The sequence below is a fragment of the Dietzia sp. PP-33 genome (genome assembly GCF_033790845.1).
Lineage (GTDB): Bacteria > Actinomycetota > Actinomycetes > Mycobacteriales > Mycobacteriaceae > Dietzia.
In genome coordinates, this window is the sequence record NZ_JAMYEI010000008.1 from 1 (window position 1) to 24,500 (window position 24,500).

Below are 24,500 nucleotides of genomic sequence, written 5' to 3' on the forward strand. Positions count from 1 at the left end.
ATACTCGGCAACGATCCGCAGCTTCTCCTCCACAGTGCGCTTCGGGATCTTCCCTGTCGATCGGGTCATGACAATCACATCCTCACGCCCCCACGGTTTGTCTCACCCCAGGCTGACAGAGAGGGCGGCGCTCACGCGCGAGTGCATCCCCGGGAGCGGATCGTGGGCGGAGCGCGTCACGGCCCGGACGGAACTGCAGAGCTGACTGTTCGGTCTGGGAGCATGAGTGCGTGAGTACCGCTGACACCCCCGGGCCCAAGCTCATCGTGGGACTGTCCAACCCCGGACCCGACTACGAGGGCACCCGCCACAACATCGGCTGGGACGTGCTCCTGGAGCTCGCCTCCCGCGCCCTGCCGATGCCGGCGCGCTTCCAGGCGCACAAGCGGACCAACTGCGAGGTCGCGCAGACCCGGCTCGCCGACCAGGCAGTGGTCCTGGCCCGGCCGCGCTCGTACATGAACCTCTCCGGGGGGCCCGTCGCAGCGGTGGCCAAGTACTTCTCCGTGGCCCCCACCGACGTGATCGTGGTACACGATGAGATCGACATCGACTTCGGTCAGGTCCGCCTCAAGCGCGGCGGAGGCGAGGGCGGACACAACGGCCTCCGATCCGTCTCCGCCGCCCTGGGCACCCGCGACTACATCCGGGTCCGGGCAGGGGTCGGCCGCCCGCCCGGACGGATGGCGGTGGCCGACTACGTGCTCAAACGCTTCTCCAAGCTGGAACAGCCCGACGTACCGTTCCTGGTCCAGGACGCCGCGGACGCCGTCGAACTGCTGCTCACGCACGGCCTGGAGACCGCCCAGAACCGGGTCCATTCCGCGTGAGTCGTTCCCGGCGTCTCGAGCGCGAGGCGCCCCTCGGGGCTGGCGCCGACCTCTTCGAGCGCGCGAGCCGCGCACTGGTCACCTGGGAAATGCACCGGCGGGCCGGCCTCGTCGTCGTCGTCGATGGTCCCGCCACCGTCGGCCGCACCGTCACGCTCCGGCCCCGCACCGGACCGGGGGCGTGGCTCCGGATCACCGCACCGTGCGAGGTCACCGCGGTGATCGACCGCCCCGACGCCCGCGGGTTCACCTATCGCACACTGCCGGGACATCCCGAGCGCGGCTGGGAGACGTTCCTTGTCCGACGCGACCCCGCCACCGACGAGGTGCGACTGCTCATCGAGGCCGAATCCGCCCACGCGAGGCTGACGGCCGCGCTGGGTGGGCCCGTCGTCCGCGCCGAGCAGGAACGGATCACCCGCCGCTACCTGGCCGCACTCGTCGAGAGCTGACCCGCGGTGGACTGAGCCGTGGAGAGCTGCCCCGTAGAGAGCTGACGCTGGTGATCGTGACTACGGGGACCTGCCCCGCCCGGAATGCCCGGGCGGGGCAGGTCCCCGTGGCGCTCGAGTCGTCGTCAGCCTGCCGGCGTGAGTGCCGCGGCGCCCACTGTGACGGGAACAGTGATGACGGTCCCCGTGTCGGTGGTGATCGTCAGCGCGCTCTCCCCGGCCGGGGTGCCCGCCGGGATCGTGACGGTGATGTCGACGCGCCCGTCGAGAGGGGTGACGTGGGCGGCCGGCCCGAAGGTCACGTCGTCGATCCCGGCTACCGCGTCGAAGGTGCCGAGCGAGGCCCCGCCGAGCTCCACCGTGGCGGACTCGGTGGTGGGGGCGCCGAGCGAGGTCAGGTCGAGATCGCTCAGTGTGAACGAGTACTCCTGCCCCGCCTGGACCGTGCCCGGCAGGTTCGAGGCGGCCACGGCGCTGCGGGCGAAGTCCGGGGCAATGCCCTCGGAGAGGTGCTCGGCCAGGTAGGCCGGCCACGCCTCCGAGTCCACCAGGCCGGTGTCACGCACATCGGTGCCCTCGGCGAACTCCGTGAAGTTGTCGCCACCGGCTGCGAGGAAGCTGGCCGCGGCCACGCGGTAGTCGGCGGCCGGGTCCAACGGGGCGCCGTCGATGGTCACCGAGGTGATCCGGTCACCCGCGGGCCTGGTCGGATCGAAGGTCCACGTGATGTTGTCCGAGGTGCCCAGCGCCAAGAACGGTCGGGACGAGCCCGCGGGCTGCCACTGCTGCTCCAGGACATTGCGGACCTGCTCGCCCGTAAGCGACAGGGTGACCAGAGTGTTGGCGAACGGCAGGACCTCGTTGGCCTCGGCCAGGGTGATGTTGCCGTCCTGATCGGCCGGGTCGTTGAAGAGCTCCGCCCGCAGGCCGCCCGAGTTCATGAAGCCGATATCGGCGCCACCGCGATCGGCCACGGCGTCCTTGAGGAACTGGCCCACCAGGTTGCCGAGAGCCGACTCCGACAGGCGATCATCGCGAGAGTCGCCGGAATAGGCGGTGGTGATGTCACCGGTGACGGTGCCGACGGGCTGGCCACCCACGACCTCGGCCTCGGCCAGGGTGGCGTCGACGATCTGCTTGACATCGGCCACGACCGGGTTGGACAGGTCGGCGCCATCGGCCGACGAGGGCACCGCCACGTTCTCCTGGGTGAAGCCGATGACCTCGCGCGTCTCCGAATCGACATCCAGTGTCACGCGGCCGATGTGACCGCCGTAGGACCCGGCCTGCAGGACCGGTCGGGTCGCGGGGTACTCGGCGACGGGGCCTCCGAGCGAACCGGTGAGGGAACCGAGTGAGCCGCCCGGCACGACGTCGACCGCACGATCGACCGAGCCGGTCAGGCCGGTGCCCGCGGCGGCCGGCCTCTCGCCCTCCCAGGCGAAGACGTGGTGGCTGTGACCGGTGAAGATCGCATCCACGCTGCCGGCGGTGCGGGTGACGATGTCGTCGAACACCTCCGACTCGGCGCGCGCGACCTCGATCGACCCCGCGGCCGGGCCGCCCTCGTGGTACTCGGCCACGAGGATGTCGGCCTCGCCGTTGGCGTCGTCACCGTCGGTCAGCCGGGCGGCGACACGGTTGACCGCGTCCACCGGGTCGCTGAACTCGACGCCCACCATGCCGCTCGGGCTGACGAGGGTCGGGGTCTCCTCGGTGACCACACCGATGACGCCGACGGTCAGGCCGCCCGCCTCGTGGAGCGAGTACTCCTTCATGGGCACGCCGTCGACGGTGACGTTGGCGGCCAGGTAGTCCCAGTCCGCGGCGGGCTCGATGCGTCCCTGGAAGTCCTCGACGCCGCGGTCGAACTCGTGGTTGCCCACGGCCGAGGAGGCGAGCCCCAGCGCGTTGAGGACGTCGATGGTCGGCTGGTCCTCCCTGAACGCCGAGGCGAACAGCGACCCACCCACGTTGTCGCCGGCGGACAGCAACAGGCTCGAGTCCGCCCCGGCCTCGGCGCGCAGTGTCTCGATCGTGTCCGCGAAGGCCACGGTGGACGGCCGCGAGGCCGAGATGCGGCCGTGGTAGTCCGTGATGTTGAGCAGGGTGATCTTGTCGGCCGAGGGGTCGTCGGTGGTCTGCGCTGTGGCGACGGGCGCGGAGAGGAGCGCGCCGGTCGCGAGGGTGCAGACCACGGTCGCGGCGATGTGCCGGGACGTGAGCGTGAACACGTGGATTGTCCGATCGTCGAGAATCCGGCCCGCCCTCTGGCGGACCGGTGCGGCACCCACCGTGCCCGGCCCGGCCCGGCCGGACCAAGAGGATCACTCAGGATTTCAACGCCTCTTCGCCTTGGCGCACCGGACGTGCACGCGCCGTTTGACCTCGACTTATCTCACACACCACCCGCCCCTCACGTCACACCGCCGGATTGGGCGCTCGGCCGTGCGCACACGTACCCTGGATTGACGACGGCGAGGGCCGCCGCAGCTGGAGGAGGACGCGTGACCGAGACCGCCGAGGACACCGGGACCACCGGACGACCGGCAGGTCCCGAGGCATCCGGGCACGTCGCGACCGAGGTCTCGCGCCGACGCACCTTCGCCGTGATCGCCCACCCGGACGCCGGCAAGTCCACGCTCACGGAGGCGCTCGCGCTGCACGCCCGGGTGATCACCGAGGCGGGCGCCGTGCACGGCAAGTCGGGCCGACGCTCCACGGTGTCGGACTGGATGGACATGGAGAAGGCCCGCGGGATCTCCGTGAGCTCCACGGCCCTGCAGTTCACCTACGCACCCCACGGTTCGGACCCCGAGGACCCGTACGTCATCAACCTCGTCGACACCCCCGGTCACGCCGACTTCTCCGAGGACACCTACCGCGTCCTCACCGCGGTCGACGCGGCGGTGATGCTCATCGACGCCGCCAAGGGCCTCGAGCCGCAGACGCTCAAGCTGTTCCAGGTGTGCAAGCACAACGGTCTGCCGATCATCACGGTGATCAACAAGTGGGACCGCCCCGGCCAGGCGCCGCTGGAGTTGCTCGACGAGATCACCGAGCAGATCGGCCTGGTCCCCACCCCGCTGTTCCTGCCGGTGGGGATCGCGGGCGACTACCGGGGCCTGCTGCGGCGGGGCACCGACGGAGCGCCCGAGGAATACGTGCACTTCACCCGCACCGCCGGCGGCTCCACCATCGCCCCGGAGGTGCACTACGACCCGGCCGCCGCGGCCGAGCGCGAGGGCGACGTGTGGGAGACCGCGGTCGAGGAGTCCGAGCTGCTCTCGGCGATGGGACAGGACCACGACCAGGAGCTGTACCTGGCCGGCGAGACCAGCCCGGTGATCTTCGCCTCGGCCATGCTCAACTTCGGCGTCCACCAGATCCTCGACGCACTGGTCGAGCTGGCGCCGCCGCCACGGGCGTGGGACACCGTCTCCGGTGCACCGCGGGAGACCACGGATCCGTTCTCGGCCGTGGTGTTCAAGGTGCAGGCCGGCATGGACGCCGCGCATCGCGACCGCCTGGCGTTCATGCGCGTGGTCTCCGGCGAGTTCGAGCGCGGCATGGTGGTCACCCACGCCCAGTCGGCCAAGCCGTTCACCACCAAGTACGCGCTCACCGTGTTCGGCCGCGACCGCACCACCGTCGAGACCGCCTACCCGGGCGACGTCGTGGGCCTGGTCAACGCCACCGCCCTGGCCCCCGGCGACACCCTCTACACCGGTAAGAAGGTGCAGTTCCCGCCGATCCCCAAGTTCGCCCCCGAGCACTTCGCGGTGGTGCGCGCGCAGTCGCTGGGCAAGTACAAGCAGTTCCGCAAGGCCGTTGACCAGCTGGCCGCGGAGGGCGTGGTGCAGATCCTGCGCAACGACGCCCGCGGCGATGCCAACCCGGTCATGGCTGCGGTCGGGCCGATGCAGTTCGAGGTGGTCACGGCCCGCATGAAGACCGAGTTCAACGTCGAGGTGGTGGTGGACAACCTCCCGTACACCATCGCCCGCCGCACGGACGCCGCGTCCGCCGCCGAACTCGGCCGCCAGCGTGGGGTCGAGGTCTTCCAGCGCAACGACGGCGAGCTGCTGGCCCTCTTCGGCGACAAGTGGCGCCTGCAGTACATCAGCAAGGAGATGGAGCACCTGACCATCGAGCCTCTGGTCGCCGACACCAACTGACTGGTGGCATCCTGGACGGCATGCCAGCAGATCACGCCACGCCCTCCACCGGGAGTTCCTCCGGCCGCGTCGGCCTCCGGGTCTTCGTCGAACCCCAGCAGGGGGCGACCTACGCCGACCAGCTCGCCGTGGCACGCGCCGCCGAGGACCTGGGGTACGAGGCGTTCTTCCGCTCCGACCACTACCTGAAGATGGGCGGGGCGAGCGGCCTGCCCGGACCCACCGACGCCTGGCTTACCCTCGCCGGGCTGGCCCGGGAGACGTCCAACATCCGGCTCGGCACGCTGCTCACCTCCGTCACCTTCCGCCACCTCGGCCCGCTGGCGATCTCGCTCGCGCAGGTCGATCAGATGTCCGGGGGTCGACTCGACGTCGGGCTCGGCGCCGGCTGGTACGCCGACGAGCACACCGCCTACGGGATCCCCTTCCCTCCCCTCGGCGAGCGGTTCGACCTGCTCGAGGACACCCTCGGTGCGCTGGAGCAGCTGTGGGCGGCGCCTGAGGGCGAGACCGTCACGGTTCGCGGTCGGCGAGTCGACCTCCTCGACTCCCCCGGCCTGCCCAAGCCGCTGCAGACGCCGCCCCCGGTGATCGTCGGCGGGCACGGCAAGCGCCGCACCCCCGCGTTGGCGGCCCGGTTCGCCGACGAGTTCAACGTGCCGTTCGCGGACGTCGACACCGTCGCCGGGCAGTACCGGCGCGTCGACGAGGCGTGCGCCGAGCGCGGCCGACCGCCCGGGGAGATCGTGCGTTCGGCGGCGCTCGTGCTGTGCTGCGGCCGCGACGAGGCGGAGATCGCCCGCCGCGCGGACGCCATCGGTCGCGATCGGGGCGAACTCCGGGCCAGCGGTGCGGCCGGGACACCGTCCGAGGTCGTCGACACGATCGGACGGTACGCCGCGGTCGGTGCCAGCCGCATCTACCTGCAGGTCCTCGACATGTCCGACCTAGAGCACCTGGAGCTGGTCGCCTCGGAGGTGGCGCGGCAGCTCTAACGCGGACCGTGGTCGGCCGGCGCCGTCCGGGAATCGGACGCAATCCCCGGCGGGAGCCCGCGCCCACGGTTAGCCTCGCCCTCACGACGGGCGCTTTCCGCCGGTTCGGTGGGGCAGCCCGGTGGAGACCTCCGGGAGGCACTGCCATGGGCGCGGAGACTGTGACGACGACGAGGTCGGCGATCTCCGGGAGGTGGACGCGGTCCGCGATCGCGGTCCTCGCCGTCGTCGCCCTGATCGCCCCTCTGACCACCCACCCGGCCGTCGCTCCGTCCCCGGCCGCCGCCCCGATCGGGGCCGGTCCCGACGGCGCCGATCCCATCAGCGGCATGGTGGACGCCCACGCGCACCTGGCCGCATCGCAGGCGTTCGGCGGGGCGCTGAGATGCGGGGAGCCGTTCGCCCCCGGCGGCATGGCCCAGGCACTCGCCGACTGCCCCACGCACTCGGGCTTCGGGCATTTCGCGCTGCTCGAGTCGGTCCTCGGCGGCACCGCGGTCCCCGGCGGTACGCAGGGCCACCCCACCTTCGCGCAGTGGCCGGCCAGAGACACCCAGCTCCACGAGCAGGCCTACTACACCGGTATCGAGCGGGCGTGGCGCGGCGGGCTGCGGGTGCTCACCAACCACCTGGTGGCCAACCGGGTGCTGTGCGAGGCACTCGCCGGGATCGGGGTGCCGGCACGCTACTCCTGCGATGAGATGGATCAACTGCGCCGGCAGGTGGACTACCTGAACCGGATGGAGGCCCACATCGACGCCGAACACGGTGGACCGGGGCGCGGCTGGTTCCGCATCGCGCGCTCGCCGGGGGACGTCCGGGCGATCGCGGCCGAGGGCAGACTCGCCGTGACACTGGGCGTGGAGGCGTCCGAACCGTTCGGTTGCCGGATCGTCGACGACGCGCCGATGTGCACCACCGGGGACATCGACCGCGGGCTCGACGAGTTCGCGTCCTGGGGCGTGTCCACCGTGTTCCCGGTGCACAAGTTCGACAACGCGCTCGGTGGCGCCCGGATGGACGAGGACCTGGCGGGGCTCGCGGTGAACATCGGCAACAAGATCGGTACCCAGCGATTCTGGGAGACCGAGCCGTGCACGGGCCCCGACGCCGATCACGACCAGCCGCTTGTCAGCACTGCCGTCGCCGACGGGCTGGCCGCGGCCTCCGCGGGCGCACCGTCGGGCGCGGCGCTGCCCGTCTATCCCGAGACCCCGCTGTGCAACATCCGCGGACTCACTCCCCTCGGCGAACACGCGATCCGCGGGATGATGGCGCGCGGCATGGTGATCAACATCGACCACATGGGCGTCAAGACAGCCCACCGCACGCTCGACATGGCCGCCGAGGCGGGTTACACCGGTCTGGTCGTGGACCACGCCTGGGCCACCCAGGGCAACACCCGCCGGGTGCACGAGCAGGGCGGGTTCGTGGCCGCGTTCGCCTGGCCCGCCGAGGCCACCGAGAACTTCGACACCGGGTTCCTCGAGCAGTGGCGCACCAACACGGCCGGTCTGGCGCGGCCGGTCGACGGGTACGGCTTCGGCTCGGACGTCAACGGCCTGGCCCCGCTCGCCGACCCCCGTCCCAGCGCGGCCACCGACCCGCTGGTCTACCCGTTCACCGCGCTGAGCGGGGAGGTGATGGACCGTTGGCGGTTCGGCGACCGTGTCTACGACCTCAACGTCGACGGGGTGGCCCAGTACGGCCTCTACGCGGACTGGGCGGCCGACCTGGTGCACCGGGCCGGGCCCGACCGGCCCGAACTCGAGCGTCAACTGATGGGCGGCGCCGAGGCGTGGGTGTCCAACTGGGAACGGGCGCGCTGACCGGGCGAGGCGACCCGCTCAGGTGGGGTCCGCGGCTTTCGGGGAACACGGGCCGGAGCAGCCGTGATCCGGCCGCCGAGGAACTAATATTCGAGCATGTTCAAGGATCCGGCCCCCTCCTCGCGCCGCTCCCGCCCCCGGGCGGTCGGACTGGTGGCCGCCGGCATGTCCGTCGCGCTCCTCGCGTCGGCGTGCGGGGAGCCGGTGGCCGAACCCGGCCCGGACGAGAGCCCGGCCGCCTACTCGGGGCTCGAGGTCAAGGAGGACCGGATCGAGTACGCGATCGGCAAGGTCACCGACATCGTCGAGGAGGAGCTGGACGCCTCAGGCATCCCCGGGGCGGCGGTGGCCGTCGTCCACGGCGGTGAGGTCGTCCTCGCGGAGGGCTTCGGGGTCCGGGACACCGGGACGGAGGCGGAGGTCGACGCGCGGACCGTCTTCCCGTTGGCCTCCATCTCCAAGCCGGTCAGCGCCACGGTGGTGGCCGCGGAGACCGCCGCCGGCGAGGTCGACTGGTCGACGCCCGTCCGCGACCATCTGCCGTGGTTCGAGTTGTCCGATCCCCTGCTGACCCCGATGGTGACCGTCGGCGACATGTTCGCGCACCGTTCCGGGCTGCCCGAGCACGCCGGGGACGACCTCGAGGACCTGGGCTACGACCGGCCCGCGATCCTGCACGGTCTGCGCCATCTGCCGCTGACGCCGTTCCGCGCCTCGTACGCGTACACCAACTTCGGGCTGACCGCCGGTGCGGAAGCCGTGGCGGTCTCGGCGGGGACGCCCTGGAGCGAGCTCGGTCGCGAGCAGATCTTCGAGCCACTCGGCATGACCGACACCTCGTTCTCCCACGAGGAGTTGCTCGACCGGGACAACCGGGCGGTCGGGCACGTGCGCGCCGACGCCGCCGATCCGGGGCGACCCGCCGGGGACTGGGAACCGGCCGACCCCCCGCGCGACCCCGACGCCCAGGCCCCGGCGGGTGGACTGAGTTCGTCGGTGACCGACATGGCGCGGTGGATGGCGATGGTGCTCGACGACGGCAAGGGACCCGGCGGCGCCCAGGTCGTGCCGGTCGAGGCACTGCGGGAGGCACTGACCCCGCAGAGCCTGTCCTCCCCTCCCCGGTCGGCGGCGGATCGCCCCGGCTCCTACGGATACGGGTTCAACATCGGCACCAGCTCCTCGGGCCGGGTCCAGTGGGGCCATTCGGGGGCGTTCGCGCTGGGCGCGGGGACGGCAATGCTCATGATGCCCTCACTGGACCTGGGGATCATCACGCTGACCAACGCGGGGCCGGTCGGGATGGCGGAGACGGTCAACTCCCGATTCGCCGACCTCGCCCAGTACGGAGACCCCACCCTGGACTGGCGGGAACTCTACGGAGAGGCGTTCGAACCACTGCTCGAGCCCGCCGGGGATCTGGTGGATGCCCGGCGGCCCGCCGATCCGGAGCCGCCGCGGGACCCGGGCGAGCTGGCAGGGGTCTACCGCAACGACTACTTCGGGACGATCGAGGTGCGCCGGTCCGGGGACTCGCTGCTGCTGGCCGTGGGCGGCGCCGAGCCGTGGCCGCTCGAGCACTGGGACGGCGACACCTTCGCCGCCAGCCCGGAGAGCGAGAACTGGACCCCGGGCTCGCGCGGCAGCGTGGTGTTCGACGGCGACGAGGTCACCGTCGAGCTCCTGGACGGCAACGGGCTCGGTACCTTCACCCGCGCGCCCGCCGGAGACGAACCCGGTGGGGCGGAGGCTGGCTGAGGAGGGCGCGCGTCGCCGCCGGCTAGGAGGCTGTCGCCGCCGACTTCCCACCCCGCCGTCGATCGCGCTTGGCGTCCGCGCCGGGCGGGGTGAGGAATGTCGAGAACCAGGCCAAGCGTGGGTCGGCGTCCACCAGCACCGCCTTGACGGCGAGAGTGAGCGGCACCGAGAGCAGCGCGCCCAGCGGTCCCCCGATCCCCGCCCAGAACACCAGCGACAGGAACGTGACGGTGGGGGTCAGCCCGACCGCGTCGCCGTAGAACTTGGGCTGGATGAAACTCTGCATGACCAGGTTGATGACGCTGTAGATCACCACCACCCAGAGCGCCTCGGCGGGTCCGCCGGTGAGAAGGGCGAACAGCGCGGGCGGAACGAGGCCCAGCACGAAACCGATGTTCGGGATGTAGTTGGTGACAAAGGCGAGCACGCCCCACACCAGAGCGAGCGGGACTCCGAGGATGAACAGCGCCACCACGTCCATCGCTGCGACGATGAGACCGAAGACCGTGGAGACGATCCAGTACGACTTCACGCCGTGGGTGAACGACTCGATGGCGTCGTTGAACCGCGGCCTCTGCTCGGCGATCACCTCACGTCGACGCGCGATGCCCGGGATGTCGAATACGAGGAACGTCAGTGCGATCACCAGTATCGACAGTTGCCCGCCGGCGGAGGAGAGCTGCCCGGCCACGTTCTGGACGGTGCCCATGATCGCCTGGGGATCGATTCCGGCGAGGCTGGACGTGATCTGGTCCTCACCGACGCCGAAGGTGCCGAGGAAGGCGATGGTCTGTTCGTAGATCCGGGTGAACTCGTCCTGGTACTCCGGGATCCTCTCGGCCGCGACCCACACCGACCACACGAGCATCCCCACCAGCGCCAGGAGCACCAGGTAGAGCACCAGAAGAACGACGATCATCGCCGGCCACCGTGGCAGCCCCTTGCGTTCGAGGAGTTTCTGGAGCGGCTGTGCGGCGATCACGAGGTTGAGCGCGAGGAACGCCGGCATGATGATGCCGGCGTGCTCGAGCATTCCCCAGAGCACCACGAACACCGCCGCGAGGGAGATCACCGTGATGCTGGCGATCCCCCAGCCTTTGGGCTGTTCGTGAGGCGCCGGCGCATCGGGTTCGCGCGGATCGGGTTCGCGCTCATCAGATTCGGGTACTTCGTTCTCGCGTACGTCGTCACCGGTGGTGTTCATGTCCCCTTTCCGCCCGGCGCCCTGCGGCGCCGGTCGCGGATCAGAGTAGACCCTCCTCGCTCCCGGCGAGCGCCGAGCGAATGCCCTCGACGTCCACGGCGTCGAAGTCGGACGGATCCCAGGTCGGGTTGCGGTCCTTGTCGATCACCACGGCCCGCACGCCCTCGACGAAGTCGGGCCGGGCGGTGATCCAGCCACCGAGCGCCAGCTCGCCCGCCAGGCACTCCTTGAGATCCGCGGCCTTCGACCCGGCGCGCAGCAGCTCGATGGTGGCGATGACCGACGTCGGGCAGTGTGACCGCAGCATCTCCAGCGTCGCGGTGGCCCACTCGTCCTGCTCACCGGACTCCAGGGCGGCGATCATCTCCTGAACGGTCGTGCGCGAGAACACGTCCTCGATCCGGTCGATGTGCTGCTCGACCGCGGACTGCCCTGCCTCCGAGCGGTCCAGCCCGAAGCGCTCCAGGGCGGGGTCCAGGCCGTCCTCGCCGACAGCGGTGACGAACGCGTCGCGATCGGCGTCATCGATCAGGTGGGTGGCCAGACCGGTGTAGAGGGCGTCGGCGGAGTTCATGCGCACGCCGGTGGTGCCCAGGTAGATCCCCACCGCCAGGCCGCGGGCGCCGCCACCGCACAGGCGGGGCAGGAAGTGACTGGCGCCGACGTCGGGGATGAACCCGATGGCCGTCTCCGGCATCGCCATCATGACCTTCTTGGTGACCACCCGGTGGGAGCCGTTGATGGACACACCGAGACCGCCGCCCATCGCGACGCCGTGGATCACGGCGACCGTCGGCACCCGGTGCGTGTGGTACGCGAGATCCATCGCGTACTCCTCGGAGAAGAACTCCCGGTTGGTCTGGTGTTCCCCGGCCGCCGCGGCGTCGCGCAGCGCCCGGATGTCGCCGCCGGCGCAGAACGCCTTCTCTGAGGTGCTGGTGGTGACGACGGCCTCCACACCCGAATCCTGCGCCGCGGAGTCCAACGCGGAGTGCAGTGCCCGGCACATGTCCAGGTCGAGGGAGTTCAGCGCCTTGGGGCGGTCCAGGACGATGTGCTGCATCCGGCCTTCGCGCCGGGTGGTGACGAATTCGCTCATGCCCCCAGTGTGTCAGGCCGCTCGAAGACCGTCGGCGAGATACTAGGAATTCCTACCTCGCGCCGCCCCCGACAGCGGTCCGCACCCCGGCGTCAGTCATCGAGCAGTTCCGACGCCACGTCCGGGACGTAGCGGAACTCCTCGCGCGGCGGACGCTCGTAACCGGCCCCCCCGGACTCCTCGGGCCGCTCGGGGATCTCCAACTCCGGGGGATCCAGTTTCTCCCACGGAATGGTGGACAGGAGATGCGAGATCACGTTGATCCGCGAGCGCTTCTTGTCCTCCGACTCGACCGTGTACCAGGGCGCCTCGGGGATGTCCGTGTGGACGAACATCTCGTCCTTGGCCCGGCTGTAGGCCTCCCACCGGGTGATGGACTCCAGGTCCATGGGCGAGAGCTTCCAGCGGCGCATGGGATCGTTGTGCCGATCACGGAAGCGTCGTTCCTGCTCCTCGTCTGAGACCGAGAACCAGTATTTGCGCAGCATGATCCCGTCCTCCACCAGCAGTCGCTCGAATATCGGCGCCTGGTGAAGGAACTGTTGGTACTCCTCCGTGGTGCAGAAACCCATCACCCGCTCCACGCCCGCCCGGTTGTACCAGGAGCGGTCGAAGATCACGATCTCTCCCGCCGCTGGGAGGTGCTCGATGTAACGCTGGAAGTACCACTGGGTCTTGTGCACTTCGGACGGCGCGGGCAGCGCGACGATGCGGGCGTGCCGCGGATTGAGGTACTGGGTCATGCGCTTGATCGCCGATCCCTTGCCTGCGGCGTCACGGCCCTCGAACACCACGACGAGACGGTTCCCGGACTCCTTGAGCCAGGCCTGCATCTCCACGAGTTCCGCCTGCAGTCGCTCGAGCTCTGCCTCGTAGGCCTTCTTGGGCAGCTTCTTGAGCCCGCTGGGCAGCACGTTCTTCTTCTTGGACTTGCCCTTGCCCCCGCTCTTCGACGACGCCTTGGACGAGGCCTTGTCGTCCTTGCCCTTGCCCTTGGCTGGTGACGTGACGCTCTGGTCCTTGGACGGCGCTGTGCTGCTCGCCGCCTTCGAGGTGGTGGCGCTCGCGCCCTTGGCCGAGGTCTTACTGCTCGCAGCCTTGCTCGAGGACTTGCTGCCCGCAGCCTTGGCCGGCGTCGTGGCACCCGCGTCTGAGGATTGTTTCTTGCTGCTGCCGCTCTTCGTGGTGGCCTTCTTGTCGTCTTTTTTTCCGCCCATGACAGAAGAGCCTACGGCGGACGCGGCTCCCGTCGGCGCGGGACGAGCACGAGTCACGACCCGCGGCGGGTACCCCGGGTGATCGACCGCCACGATGCCGGCCCGTATCCCGGAGCGGGCACCCTCCTCGCGGCGACGTCGACCAGTTCGCGCGATACTGGTACCCGTGAGGTCACGAGACACCGTCCTGGAGGCCGCCAGTGCCGTGATCGGGGAGGTCGGCTTCGGTGGCGTCACCATCGCCGCCGTGGCCACACGGGCCGGGGTGAGCCGCCAGACGGTGTACTCGATCTTCAGCTCCCGCGAGAACCTGGTCTCCCAGGCGGTCTCGGACCGGTTGACCACCCTCAACGGCGCCTTCACCGATGTACTCGAGTCTGCTGAGACCCCACTGGAGCTACTGGTGGAGATCATCGTCCAGGCCCGCCACCGCATCCTGGCAGACCCGATGCTGCGGGTGCTCACCCTGTCCGGGAAGGGCAACCCGATCTTCGATCCCGGGGCCACCGACCGCGCCCTCGAGTACTGCCTGGGCCTGCTCGCGCCGGCCGTCGACCGGTTCCCCGAGATGTCTGGCCGCCTCGAGTTCCTCGCCGACATCGGAGTGCACGTGGGCTGGTCCGTGCTGTGCTTGGACTCCCCCACCACCCGGTCGGACGCCGAACTGCGGGCCTTCCTCACCTCGTGGCTCGGTCCGGTGCTGTCTGCGTCGCAGACGTGAGCGACCTGCTGGTCCTCTGGGACCTCGACCTGACCCTGCTCGACCCGGCCGGCTTCGGCGCACGGATGATCGGCCCCGCGCTCGCCGAGACGCTGGGGCGCGAACCGGTGATGGGCGCGTCGTTCGCCGGTCGGACCGACCGCGCGATCCTCACCGAGTTGCTGGTCCTCAACGGGATGGAGCGGCCCGACGACGACGAGGTCACCCGCCTCATGAACTCGGTCGCCGACCGGTGCGAGCGCTACGGGCAGGACCTCCTCGACGCCGGGGGCGGCCCGCTCCCAGGGGCCCTGCGCGCGATCGCCGCAATCGCCGGGCTCCCCGCGGATCAGCGAGTCCATCAGGGCGTCGTCACCGGGAACATGCGCCGAACAGCCCTGCTCAAGCTGCGGTTGTGCGGGTTCTCGGGCCTGCCCGACCCCCGGCTCGGGGCATTCGGCGATCACCACGCCGACCGCGCCGACCTCGTCCGCGAAGCGATCGCCGCCGGCCGCTCCCGCGGTCTACAGGTGTCCGCCTCGAGCGCGATCGTGATAGGCGACCACGTCCACGACGTCCGCGGCGCGCTCGATGCGGGAGCCGCCTGCATCGGCGTGGCGACCGGTCGGGTCTCCGCCGACGACCTCCGCGCTGCCGGCGCCCACGCGGTACTGCCCGACCTCACTGACGTCGACGCTCTGCTCGCGGCGCTCTCCGGCGCGACACGCCCCGCCCCCGGCCGCGCCTGATCCCAGTCTGCTGCGAACTTGGTCGTTCCCACTGCGCTCAGAGTGCAAAGTCCTCGCAGTAGGCACGACCAGAATCCGGGGCACGTGATCGCCGCCGCATGGTGGGCTCGAGGGCGGCTCACCTGCGCTCGCGTCCACGCTCCAGGGCCGCTCCGATCTGCCGGAGGACTGTTCGCGTGCTGCGGAGCATCGGCCCGGTCACTCGCACCACCTGCCAGCCGAGTTCCGCGAGTTCCGCATTGACCCGCGCGTCGTACTCCCAGGTGGACCTACCGCGGTGGATGTCGCCGTCGTAGAAGATGGCCACCTTCTCGATCTCGTACGCCAGATCCGCGGTGGCGATCTTCGCACCGTACTCGTTGACAATCCTGACCTGCGGAACCGGGTCGGGCAGGTCTGACCTCGCGATCACCAACCGCAGCCGCGTCTCCGGCGGCGAATCCGCGCGTCGATCACACCACCTCAGAAGGTCTCGTACCCTCTGCAGCCCGTGCAGGGCTCGCAACTCTGTGGCGAGTGTGCGCACCTCGCAGACGTCGGTACGAGACCGATTGCAGACGGCATCGATCTTCGCGAAGGCGACCTCGTCGTCGTCCTCCCACCTCGCCGCATCGATCGCGGTCCGCGCGGCGGAGGTCACCGTCAGACCGCGGATCGTCACCACCTGCTCCGCGGGAAGGGCGCGCCGCAGACGACGCAGCCGCACCCGGTCGGGCGCGGGCGGCGTCCCCACCGTGTAGATGTCGATCTCACGCGCGACTGCTGCTGGTGCGTACCACCGCTCCCGGTGCAGCAGCGCTGCCGCGAGACCGCCCAGCACTGCTCCCGGGGGCGCCCAGAGCGCTGCGCCGCGGACCAGTGACTCCGGCTCGATCGGCCCGTCGCGGGCGAGGTAGACGCCGGGGAACAGTCGATGATGCGCTGACCTGAGCCGATGACCGGTCATGGTTCCAGCGGACAACGCAGCACTACCGAGGAACGGGTCTGTGGGCTCAGGATGCGGCACCTGGACAGCATGGCCCTGCAGCGAGCGTTCACACGCGCTCGGAGAGTCCCCTGTGGATGAACTCGACGACGATCCACACTCGGCGTCTCAGTCCGGGGCCAGCAGCCGATGCCCCGACCCAGCCGCAGCCCAGCCCCCCCCCCAGCTCCACCCCAGCCGCGCCCCAGCCCCAGAATTTGGTCGTCTCTGCTGCGGAGAATCGGCCGATCCACCGCAGCAGGAACGACCAAACCTGCGATTCACACGGCCCCGAGGGGGGCAGCCGGCGGCGGGGAGGCCGGGGCCTCAGCCCTCGACCTGCTCGCCCAGCTCCATCCAGCGCTCCTCGAGCTGCTCCTTCTCGGCGCCCACGTCCTTGAGGTCGCGGTCGAGGGTGGCGAGTTTCTCGGTGTCGAGCGCCTCACCCGAGGCGGCGGCGAGGGCGTCGTGGAGGGTGGCCTCCCGCTGATCGAGCTTGAGCATCTGGCGCTCGATCTTGGACATCTCCTTGCGCAGCGCCCGCTCGTCGCCCGAGCTCAGGCCCGAGCCGCCCCCTGCACCGCCGGCAGGCGCGGCAGCGGATGTCCCCGTGGATCCGCCCCCGCCGGCGCCGGCCCCGTTGCCTGTGCCGTCACCCGAGCCCGCGGGGGACGTATCGCGGTAGCCCTTGCCCGAGTCTCCGGCGGCACCGGCACGTCTGCGACGCTCGAGGTACTCGTCGATCCCCCGCGGCAGGTTGGTGAGCCCGCCGTCGCCGAACAGTGCCCACACCGAGTCGCAGATGCGCTCGACGAGATAGCGGTCGTGCGAGATCACGACCATCGTGCCGGGCCAACCGTCGAGAAGGTCCTCGAGCTGGCGGAGCGTGTCGATGTCCAGGTCGTTGGTGGGCTCGTCGAGCAGCAGCACGTTGGGCTCTGCCATGAGCACCCGCGTGAGCTGCAGTCGCCGCCGCTCGCCACCGGAGAGGTCCCCGACCGGCGTGCGCTGGCGGGCCGGCGAGAAACCGAGTCGCTCGGCCAACTGGGCGGCGCTCAGCTCGATGTCGCCGAACGCCACGCGAGCGGCCACGTCCTCGATCGCCTCGAGAACCCGCTGGTCGAGGGGCAGGTCGTCGAGCTCCTGCTTGAGCCAGCCGATGCGGACCGTCTTGCCCTCCTTGCGGCGCCCGGCCGCGAGCGGGGCCTCACCGGCGAGGGCGCGCAGGAGGGTGGTCTTGCCGGATCCGTTGACGCCCACCAGACCCAGACGCTCTCCTGGAGCGAGTCGCCACGTCAGGTCATCGACGAGGGTGCGGCCGTCGGGGGCGTCGAGGCGCGCCTCCTCGAGCTCGATCACGACCTTGCCCAGGCGACGCGCGGCGAAGCTCGACAGGCGTAGAGAATCCCGGGGCGGTGGCACGTCCTTGATCAGCGACTCCGCCGCCTCGATGCGGTAGCGCGGTTTGGAAGTGCGCGCCGGGGCCCCGCGACGCAGCCAGGCGAGCTCCTTGCGCATGAGGTTCTGCCGCCGCGACTCGGAGGCGGCGGCCTGACGGTCCCGCTCGGCGCGGGCGAACACCCAGTCGTTGTAGCCGCCCTCGAACTGCTCGACCCGTCCGTCGACGACCTCCCAGGTGTGGGTGGCGACGGTGTCGAGGAACCACCGGTCGTGGGTGACCACGACGAGCGCCGACGACCGCTGGCGCAGGTGATCGGCCAACCATTGGACGCCCTCGACGTCGAGGTGGTTGGTCGGCTCGTCCAGGACCAGCAGGTCCAGGTCCTGCACCAGGGCCGCGGCCAAAGAGACGCGCCGGCGTTCGCCACCGGACAGGTCGTCGACCTGCGTGTCCAGTCCCAGGTCGTGGATGCCGATGCCGTCGAGCACCGCGCGGATCCGCGAGTCGCCGGCCCACTCGTGGGTGGCCACGCCCAGTCCGCCGAGCACGGCCTCGCCCACGGTGTCGGCGGCCAGCTCGGTGCGCTGGGTGACCACGGCCAGTCGCAGACCACTCACCCGCGACACGCGCCCGGTGTCCGGCTCGGCCACGCCGGTGAGGATCTCGAGGAGGGTGGTCTTGCCGCCGCCGTTGAGGCCGACCACGCCGATACGGTCGCCGGCGTTGACGCCCAGTGAGACGTCGTCGAGCACCTGCCGGATCCCGAAGGACACCGAGCCCTGCTCGAGGTTGATGAGATTGGTGGGGGCCATTACTGCTCCGGTGTCTGTTGCGGGTTCTGGTGCGCGGTCTGGTGCGGGGTGTCGAGGATGCGGGCGCCGCCGACGGGGCCGTGGGTGATGCGGACCTCGCGGGCGACGCCGTTCTCACTGAGCTCGGCGGCCACCGAGATCGCCTGCTCGCGGCCTGTGCAGAAGAACAGGCAGGTGGGGCCGGAGCCGGAGACCATGCCGTGCAGCGCACCCGCGTCGGCGCCGGCGCGCAGGGTCCTGCGCAGGGCCGGCATCAGCGAGAGCGCGGCGGGCTCGAGGTCGTTGGCCAGCAGCCCGGCCACCCGCGCCGGGTCGTCGCCGCCCAGCGCCTCGACCAGTGACTCCACACCGCCTGCCCGGGGCAGGTCCCTGCCGGCGGCGGGACGTTCGGCGCGCAGCCGGTCGAGTTCGGCGAACACCACCGGGGTGGACAGCCCACCGTCGGCCAGCGCCACCACCACGTGTTGCTCGGCGCGGGCGTGCAGCAGCGTCGCGAGCTTCTCGCCGCGGCCGGTGCCGAGGGCGGTGCCGCCGAGGAGACAGAAGGGCACGTCGCTGCCCAGGCGCGCGGCCCGCTCCTCGAGCGCCGCCCGTCCCATTCCCAGTCCCAGCAGTCGATCAGTGGCGACCAGCGCGGCGGCGGCGTCCGCGCTGCCGCCCGCCATTCCGCCGGCCACGGGGACACCCTTGCGGATCCTGATGGACAGCGGCGCGTCGGTCCCCGCCTCCTCGCGGAGCAGATCGACCGCCCGGGCGGCGAGATTGCTCCGGTCCGTGGGCACCTGGCCTGCTCCGGGCCCGGAGACGATCACCTCGTCGTCGTCGGGATCGTCACCCTCGACCAGCGCGACGGTGACCTCCTCCCACAGGTCCACGGCCCGGTACACGGTGAGCAGGTCGTGGAATCCGTCGGGGCGCAGATCGCCGACCCCGAGGTGGAGGTTGATCTTGGCGGGGGCGACGGCCGTCACGGCGCGCGCGCCGACGGGGGTGGAGACGTCACGGGGCACGCCGACCAGCCTACGGCTCGCGGTGGGACGGCCCTATCCCGAGCCGCCGTGCCGCCTCCGCGATGCGGACGAAGTCGGCGGTGGTGAGCTGCTCCCCGCGAGCCTTGGGGTCGACGCCTGCCTCGACGAGCGCGAACTCGGCCTGGGCGCCGGACCCCGCCCAGCCGGACAGGGCCGCGCGCAGGGTCTTGCGGCGCTGGGCGAAGGCGGCGTCGGCCACGGCGAACACCCGCTTGCGGTGCTCCTCCCCCAGGTCCCACGGCGGGGTCTGGTGGGCGTCGATCCGCACCAGGCCCGACTCGACGTTGGGGACGGGCCAGAAGACGTTGCGGCCCACGGTCCCGGTGCGGCGGACGGTGCCGAAGAACCCGGCCTTGACGCTCGGCACCCCGTAGACGCGTGACCCCGGGGGTGCGGCCAGCCGTTCGGCCACCTCGAGCTGCACCATCACCAGCGCGGTCCGCAGGGTCGGGACCTCGGCCAGCAGGTGCAGGAGCACGGGGACGGACACGTTGTAGGGCAGGTTGGCCACGAGCGCGGTCGGGGCGGGCTCGCCGAGGTCGGCACGGTAGAGATCCGTACCGCGCACCGCGAGGGCGTCGGCGGTCACGACGGTCAGCGAGGCGGCCCGCTCCGGGGCCCGCTCGGCGACGGTTCGCGGCAGCCGCCCGGCCAGGACCGGGTCGATCTCGATCGCCACCACGCGACCTGCGGCATCGAGCAACGGCAGCGTCAGCGAGCCGAGCCCGGGGCCCACCTCGACCACGGTGTCGGATCGCCCCACCCCGGAGGCGGTGACGATCCGCCTGACGGTGTTGGCGTCGTGGACGAAGTTCTGACCCTTCGACTTGGTGGGCTTGAGGTCCAACTCCCCCGCCAACGCGCGCACCTCCTGCGGGCCGAGGAGCTCGGCCTGTCCGCGGAAGGTCGCGTCCGGACCGGTCAGCGCAGGCCCAGCTTCGAGGTGCAGGCGGGCCAGGCGCCCCAGCCCTGCGAGGCCCGGACCTTCTCGGCGATCGCGATCTGCTGCTCACGCGTGGCCAGGTGGGCGCTGGGGGCGAACTGGCCGCCGCCGTGCCCGGTCCAGGTGCCGGCGGCGAACTGCAGACCGCCGGAGTAGCCGTTGCCGGTGTTGATGCTCCAGTCACCGCCCGATTCGCACTGGGCGATCGAGTCCCACACGCCACCGTTGGAGACGGCGGGCGCGGAGGGGCGGGGCTTGGTGCCCACCCGGACGACCGCCGGGCGGGCCTCGGTGAGGACCTTCTCCTCGCCGCGGGCGCGCTCGGTCTCCACGCCGTTGACCGTCGTCACGCGGAGGGCGACCTCGCGCTCCCCGGGGGCGCCGGGGTCGACCACGGTGCGCTCACCCTCGGTGGCCTGCGGGTCCTCCTCGACGACCTCGGGGGCCCGGAACGGCTCCACCACGGTCTCGTCGGCGGTGCTCACGCGGGTGATGGTGACCTCGGTGCCGGGGGCGGCGGGCGCGTCCGCGGCGGGCTCGACCGTGTCCAGCGGGCCGAGGGCGATGCCGGCGCGCTCGAGGTAGTCGCCGACCGTGTCGCCGGGCGAGGCGAGGGGGGTGGCCGGGCCGCCGTTGTCCGACAGCAGCAGCTCGCGCGGGGTCACCACGGAGATCTGCGCGCCGTCGAGGGGGACCTCGGCGTCGATGCGCGGGGTGATGTAGCTGCGGGGCGGGACGTCGTCGCGCTCGGCCACGACATCGGCCACGGTGGTGCCGGTGGTCCACACCTGTTCGCTGAGACCGTCCACCTCGATGGTCACGGGGCGGGACCGCAGCAGGGTGACGGTGTCGCCGTCGTCGATCCGGTCGTCGGGCGCCACCACCACGTCGCGCTCGTCCACGCTGTAGCCGGCGTCCTCGATCGCCGTGCGCACGTCGGACTTGAACGTCACGAGCTCCACCTGGTCACCGTCGACCTCGAGGGTGAAGGCGGTGCGCTGGTCCAGCGCCGCGACGCCGCCCACCACGAGGGTGGTGAGCATGCCCGCCACGGACACCCGCAGCATGGTCGAGCGTGACCGGTGGATGCGGTGGATCGGGGCGAATACGCCCGTGGCGCCCTCGGGGGTGTCGGTCCGTGCATCGTCTACCACTGGTCAGTTCTCTCCTCGCGTCGCCCGCGCACGCCCATACGGGCGTCCGCGATTCATCACAAGAGCGTAACGACTCGCCCGCCGCGGAGCAATGTGACGTCCCTGACGTGCGACGACGACGAGGTGCGCAGATCACGTTTCGTTACATTCTCCCCGGCAGGCGCATGCGCCACATGCGCCACACAGCGTGGGCTCGCAGGCGCTCCTGCAGATGCCCACCGCCGCGCGCAGGCGCTCCCGCGGATGCCCACCTGGCCGAAATCCGCCCGCCACGATGCACTCCCGCGCGTACCGCGGCGCAGGCAGGAGTGCATCCCGGGGAGCGGATTGCCGCGCGCCCCGAGTCGCCCCGAGTGGCCGAACTCGGACGGACTCTGACTGGCTCGGCCGAACCCGGCCGCACTCAGACGGTCAGGCCGAACACCCCGCGCGCGGTGTCGGCGAGCTCCGCGACGAACTCCTCCGGCGACTGCCCGCGGACCTGCGCCACGGCCCGCGCGGTGTACCCCACCAGTCCGGGCTCGTTGCGCGCGCCGCGGAAGGGCTCGGGAGCCATGTAGGGGGCGTCTGTCTCCACGAGGATCTGTCCGGCAGGGGCCAGGCGGGCGGCCTCGCGCAGGTGCTCGTTGGCCTTGAAGGTCACATTGCCGGTGAACGACAACACGTAACCGCGGTCAAGTGCGTCCCGGGCGACCTCCAGCGGCGAGGAGAAGCAGTGCAGCATGACGTGCGGGATTCCCGAATCCGGGCCGGCCACCTCGGCCAGGACGCGCATCAGGTCGGCGTCGGCCTCGCGGTTGTGGATCATCAGGCACTTGCCCAGCTCGGCGGCGAGCCCGGCGTGCCAGCGCAGCGACTCCTCCTGCTGGGCGGGGTCGGCGCACCCGTCCATCTTCCCCACCCAGTAGTGGTCGAGGCCGGTCTCCCCCACGGCCACCACTCGGGGGTGTGCCGCGAGTTCACGCAGCCGCGCGCGCACCTGCTCGCCCCGGGCCGGGTCGGTGAGCTCGCCGGCGCGGGTGGGGTGCACGGCCACGGCCGCGTACACGCGCTCGTCGGCCTCCGCGGCGGCCACCACGGCCTCCGACTCGGCCAGGTCGTCGCCCACCGTCACCATGGCCGCCACCCCGGCCAGCGCGGCCCGGTCGGCGGCGGCGCGGACCTCGTCCGCCGTGCGGTGGCCGCAGGAGTACAGGTGCGTGTGGGCGTCGACCAGTCCGGGCAGCAGCTCGGGCAGGACGGGGGTCGGACGGGGCTTGCGCTTACCCATGGACGCCGCTCACTCCGCCTTCTCGATCGGGGCCTTCTGGACCGGAGCCGGCTGGGCCGCGACCGGCTGGATCGGGGCCCAGCTGGGACCGGTCTCGGCGAGCTCGGGGTCGACCTTGGCGAACAACGGGCTGGGCTTGGCCAGCGGCGTCCCGGGCGTGATCGCGGTGCGCGCCCACCGGGCCTGCTCGGAGGCGTAGTCACCCATGATCACGGGGTAGCCGCGCCCGGCCTCGGGCACGCCCACGCCGGCGACGTCCACGGGCATGTCGTCGGTGACCTCGCGGACCTCGGGCGCCGCTGCCCACACCCCCTGCCCGCCGATGGCGCCGTGGATCTGCTGCGCCGCGGACGGCAGGTACGGGGTGAGCAGGGTGTTGGCGTCGGAGACCACCTGCAGTGCGGTGTTGAGGACGGTCCCCAGACGCTCGCGCTGGTCCGGTTCCTTGGCCAGCTTCCACGGTTCGGTGGCCGCGATGTAGCGGTTGGCGGCGCCGACGATCCGCATGGCCTCGGTGGCACCGGCCTTGAACCGGGAGCGCTCCAGGTGCCCGGCGACGGTGGCGAACGCGGACTCCGCGTCACGCAGCAGCTCGGCGTCCAGGTCGGTCAGTGTCCCGGGTCGCGGGATCTCGCCGAAGTTCTTGTGCGCCATCGACACCGTGCGGTTGACCAGGTTGCCCCAGCCGCCCACCAGCTCGGCGTTGGTGCGCCGCACGTACTCGTCCCAGGTGAAGTCGGTGTCCTGGTTCTCCGGCCCGGCCACGGAGATGAAGTAGCGCAGGGCGTCGGGGCCGAACTCGGCCAGGAAGTCGCGGACGTAGATCACCACGCCCCGCGAGGAGGAGAACTTGGAGCCGGACATGGTGAGGAACTCGCTGGAGACCACCTCGGTGGGCAGGTTCAGCGCGCCCAGCGACCCCGGCTCCCCGCCGCGGGCTCCCCGGCCGTCGTAGCCGATGAGCTCGGCCGGCCAGATCTGCGAGTGGAAGGTGATGTTGTCCTTGCCCATGAAGTAGTGGGAGACCGCCTCCGGGTCCGTCCACCAGCGCCGCCACGCCTCGGGCTCACCCGAGCGCCAGGCCCATTCGATCGAGGCGGACAGGTATCCCACCACTGCGTCGAACCAGACGTAGAGCTTCTTGTCGCCGCGGTCCTGCCACCCCTCCACCGGGATCGGGATCCCCCAGTCGATGTCGCGACTCATCGCGCGCGGGCGCAGGTCCTCGAGCAGGTTGAGCGAGAACTTGAGGACGTTGGGCCGCCAGTCCTTGCGGCCCTTCAACCAGTCCCCCAGTGAGTCCGCCAGCGCGGGCAGGTCCAGGAACCAGTGTTCGGTCTCGATGAACTTCGGGGTCTCGCCGTTGATCTTGGAGACGGGGTTCTTGAGGTCGGCCGGGTCGAGCTGGTTGCCGCAGTTGTCGCACTGGTCGCCGCGGGCGCCGTCGTCCCCGCAGATCGGGCAGGTGCCCTCGATGTACCGGTCGGGAAGGGTGCGCCCGGTGGAGGGGCTCACCGCCCCGGTGGTGGTCCTGGCCACCATGTACCCGTTGCGGTGCAGGCCCTTGAACAGTTCCTGGACCACCGAGTAGTGGTTGCGCGTGGTGGTGCGGGTGAACAGGTCGTAGCTCAGTCCGAGTCCGGCGAGGTCCTCGACGATCACCCGGTTGTACCGGTCCGCGAGCGTCTGGACCGGTACGCCCTCCTTCTCGGCCTGGACCAGCAGCGGCGTGCCGTGCTCGTCGGTGCCGGAGACCATCAGCACGTCGTTGCCGGCCATCCGCTGGTATCGCGAGAAGACGTCCGACGGCACCCCGAACCCCGAGACGTGACCGATGTGCCGGGGGCCGTTCGCGTACGGCCACGCGACCGCGGTCAGAACTGTCTTCGCCATGGCCTACAGACTAGTGGTCA

The 24,500-nt window shown here is 71.1% G+C and carries 19 protein-coding genes; 8 read left to right on the forward strand and 11 right to left on the reverse strand.

Going from position 1 to position 24,500, the window contains the following annotated elements:
• Positions 1–230: 230 nt before the first annotated feature.
• Complete coding sequence (gene pth, locus NJE57_RS13865; RefSeq protein WP_319029074.1) at positions 231–830, forward strand: aminoacyl-tRNA hydrolase; 600 nt, start codon at positions 231–233, stop codon at positions 828–830.
• On the forward strand, positions 827–1,282 hold the full coding sequence (locus tag NJE57_RS13870) for a DUF1990 domain-containing protein (protein ID WP_319029075.1): 456 nt from the start codon (positions 827–829) through the stop codon (positions 1,280–1,282). Before pth ends, NJE57_RS13870 begins: the two co-directional genes overlap by 4 nt.
• Before the next feature lie 125 nt (positions 1,283–1,407).
• Here the strand turns inward: NJE57_RS13870 and NJE57_RS13875 are convergent, their stop codons facing one another.
• Positions 1,408–3,516 (reverse strand): bifunctional UDP-sugar hydrolase/5'-nucleotidase, encoded by a 2,109-nt coding sequence (locus NJE57_RS13875; protein WP_319029076.1) that lies wholly within the window; start codon positions 3,514–3,516, stop codon positions 1,408–1,410.
• Between the two features lie 273 nt (positions 3,517–3,789).
• Here NJE57_RS13875 and NJE57_RS13880 point away from each other — a divergent pair, with 273 nt between their 5' ends.
• The 4 genes from NJE57_RS13880 to NJE57_RS13895 all read left to right on the forward strand — a co-directional run bounded on the left by NJE57_RS13880 (position 3,790) and on the right by NJE57_RS13895 (position 10,042).
• Positions 3,790–5,460 carry a peptide chain release factor 3 gene (locus NJE57_RS13880; protein WP_319029077.1) on the forward strand — a complete coding sequence of 557 codons (1,671 nt, stop codon included), beginning with the start codon at positions 3,790–3,792 and terminating at the stop codon, positions 5,458–5,460.
• A gap of 20 nt (positions 5,461–5,480) precedes the next feature.
• Entirely contained in the window at positions 5,481–6,455 is a 975-nt protein-coding gene (locus NJE57_RS13885; protein ID WP_319029078.1) for an LLM class F420-dependent oxidoreductase, read from the forward strand.
• A 146-nt stretch (positions 6,456–6,601) separates the two neighbouring features.
• Positions 6,602–8,284: a hypothetical protein gene (locus tag NJE57_RS13890; protein ID WP_319029079.1), complete on the forward strand. Its 1,683-nt coding sequence runs from the start codon at positions 6,602–6,604 to the stop codon at positions 8,282–8,284.
• A 96-nt stretch (positions 8,285–8,380) separates the two neighbouring features.
• A complete protein-coding gene (locus NJE57_RS13895; RefSeq protein WP_319029080.1) occupies positions 8,381–10,042 on the forward strand; it encodes a serine hydrolase in 1,662 nt (553 codons plus the stop codon).
• A gap of 22 nt (positions 10,043–10,064) precedes the next feature.
• Here NJE57_RS13895 and NJE57_RS13900 read toward each other — a convergent pair whose 3' ends face one another.
• From NJE57_RS13900 to ppk2, 3 genes are all read right to left on the reverse strand, one after another.
• Positions 10,065–11,246, reverse strand: a complete 1,182-nt coding sequence (locus NJE57_RS13900) for an AI-2E family transporter (protein WP_319029081.1) — start codon at positions 11,244–11,246, stop codon at positions 10,065–10,067.
• A gap of 40 nt (positions 11,247–11,286) precedes the next feature.
• Positions 11,287–12,345 (reverse strand): enoyl-CoA hydratase/isomerase family protein, encoded by a 1,059-nt coding sequence (locus NJE57_RS13905; RefSeq protein ID WP_319029082.1) that lies wholly within the window; start codon positions 12,343–12,345, stop codon positions 11,287–11,289.
• 92 nt (positions 12,346–12,437) lie between these two features.
• Positions 12,438–13,259, reverse strand: a complete 822-nt coding sequence (ppk2, locus tag NJE57_RS13910) for a polyphosphate kinase 2 (protein ID WP_319029349.1) — start codon at positions 13,257–13,259, stop codon at positions 12,438–12,440.
• A 469-nt stretch (positions 13,260–13,728) separates the two neighbouring features.
• Between ppk2 and NJE57_RS13915 the strand changes: the two genes are divergently transcribed.
• On the forward strand, positions 13,729–14,283 hold the full coding sequence (locus NJE57_RS13915; protein WP_319029083.1) for a TetR/AcrR family transcriptional regulator: 555 nt from the start codon (positions 13,729–13,731) through the stop codon (positions 14,281–14,283).
• Entirely contained in the window at positions 14,280–15,011 is a 732-nt protein-coding gene (locus tag NJE57_RS13920) for an HAD family hydrolase (RefSeq protein ID WP_319029084.1), read from the forward strand. The genes NJE57_RS13915 and NJE57_RS13920 overlap by 4 nt, the downstream gene beginning before the upstream one ends.
• A 118-nt stretch (positions 15,012–15,129) precedes the next feature.
• Here the strand turns inward: NJE57_RS13920 and NJE57_RS13925 are convergent, their stop codons facing one another.
• The 7 genes from NJE57_RS13925 to metG form a co-directional block, all read right to left on the reverse strand.
• The gene (locus NJE57_RS13925) at positions 15,130–15,957 is read right to left on the reverse strand and encodes a hypothetical protein (protein ID WP_319029085.1); all 828 of its coding nucleotides are present in this window, start codon (positions 15,955–15,957) and stop codon (positions 15,130–15,132) included.
• Between the two features lie 345 nt (positions 15,958–16,302).
• Positions 16,303–18,189, reverse strand: a complete 1,887-nt coding sequence (locus NJE57_RS13930) for an ABC-F family ATP-binding cassette domain-containing protein (RefSeq protein ID WP_319029086.1) — start codon at positions 18,187–18,189, stop codon at positions 16,303–16,305.
• Positions 18,189–19,199, reverse strand: a complete 1,011-nt coding sequence (locus NJE57_RS13935; RefSeq protein ID WP_319029087.1) for a 4-(cytidine 5'-diphospho)-2-C-methyl-D-erythritol kinase — start codon at positions 19,197–19,199, stop codon at positions 18,189–18,191. Before NJE57_RS13935 ends, NJE57_RS13930 begins: the two co-directional genes overlap by 1 nt.
• Before the next feature lie 10 nt (positions 19,200–19,209).
• Positions 19,210–20,145: a 16S rRNA (adenine(1518)-N(6)/adenine(1519)-N(6))-dimethyltransferase RsmA gene (gene rsmA / locus NJE57_RS13940; RefSeq protein WP_319029350.1), complete on the reverse strand. Its 936-nt coding sequence runs from the start codon at positions 20,143–20,145 to the stop codon at positions 19,210–19,212.
• Positions 20,142–21,317, reverse strand: a complete 1,176-nt coding sequence (locus NJE57_RS13945; protein ID WP_319029088.1) for a transglycosylase family protein — start codon at positions 21,315–21,317, stop codon at positions 20,142–20,144. Before NJE57_RS13945 ends, rsmA begins: the two co-directional genes overlap by 4 nt.
• A gap of 403 nt (positions 21,318–21,720) precedes the next feature.
• Positions 21,721–22,587: a TatD family hydrolase gene (locus NJE57_RS13950; protein ID WP_319029089.1), complete on the reverse strand. Its 867-nt coding sequence runs from the start codon at positions 22,585–22,587 to the stop codon at positions 21,721–21,723.
• Between the two features lie 9 nt (positions 22,588–22,596).
• Positions 22,597–24,480, reverse strand: a complete 1,884-nt coding sequence (gene metG, locus NJE57_RS13955) for a methionine--tRNA ligase (protein ID WP_319029090.1) — start codon at positions 24,478–24,480, stop codon at positions 22,597–22,599.
• Positions 24,481–24,500: the final 20 nt, after the last annotated feature.

Coding starts and splice junctions, on each gene's coding strand:
- NJE57_RS13885 (WP_319029078.1), top strand. CDS start 5,481: ATGCCAGCAGATCACGCCACGCCCTCCACCGGGAGTTCCTCCGGCCGC.
- NJE57_RS13890 (WP_319029079.1), top strand. CDS start 6,602: ATGGGCGCGGAGACTGTGACGACGACGAGGTCGGCGATCTCCGGGAGG.
- NJE57_RS13895 (WP_319029080.1), top strand. CDS start 8,381: ATGTTCAAGGATCCGGCCCCCTCCTCGCGCCGCTCCCGCCCCCGGGCG.
- NJE57_RS13900 (WP_319029081.1), bottom strand. CDS start 11,246: ATGAACACCACCGGTGACGACGTACGCGAGAACGAAGTACCCGAATCT.
- NJE57_RS13905 (WP_319029082.1), bottom strand. CDS start 12,345: ATGAGCGAATTCGTCACCACCCGGCGCGAAGGCCGGATGCAGCACATC.
- NJE57_RS13925 (WP_319029085.1), bottom strand. CDS start 15,957: ATGACCGGTCATCGGCTCAGGTCAGCGCATCATCGACTGTTCCCCGGC.
- NJE57_RS13930 (WP_319029086.1), bottom strand. CDS start 18,189: ATGGCCCCCACCAATCTCATCAACCTCGAGCAGGGCTCGGTGTCCTTC.
- NJE57_RS13950 (WP_319029089.1), bottom strand. CDS start 22,587: ATGGGTAAGCGCAAGCCCCGTCCGACCCCCGTCCTGCCCGAGCTGCTG.
- metG (WP_319029090.1), bottom strand. CDS start 24,480: ATGGCGAAGACAGTTCTGACCGCGGTCGCGTGGCCGTACGCGAACGGC.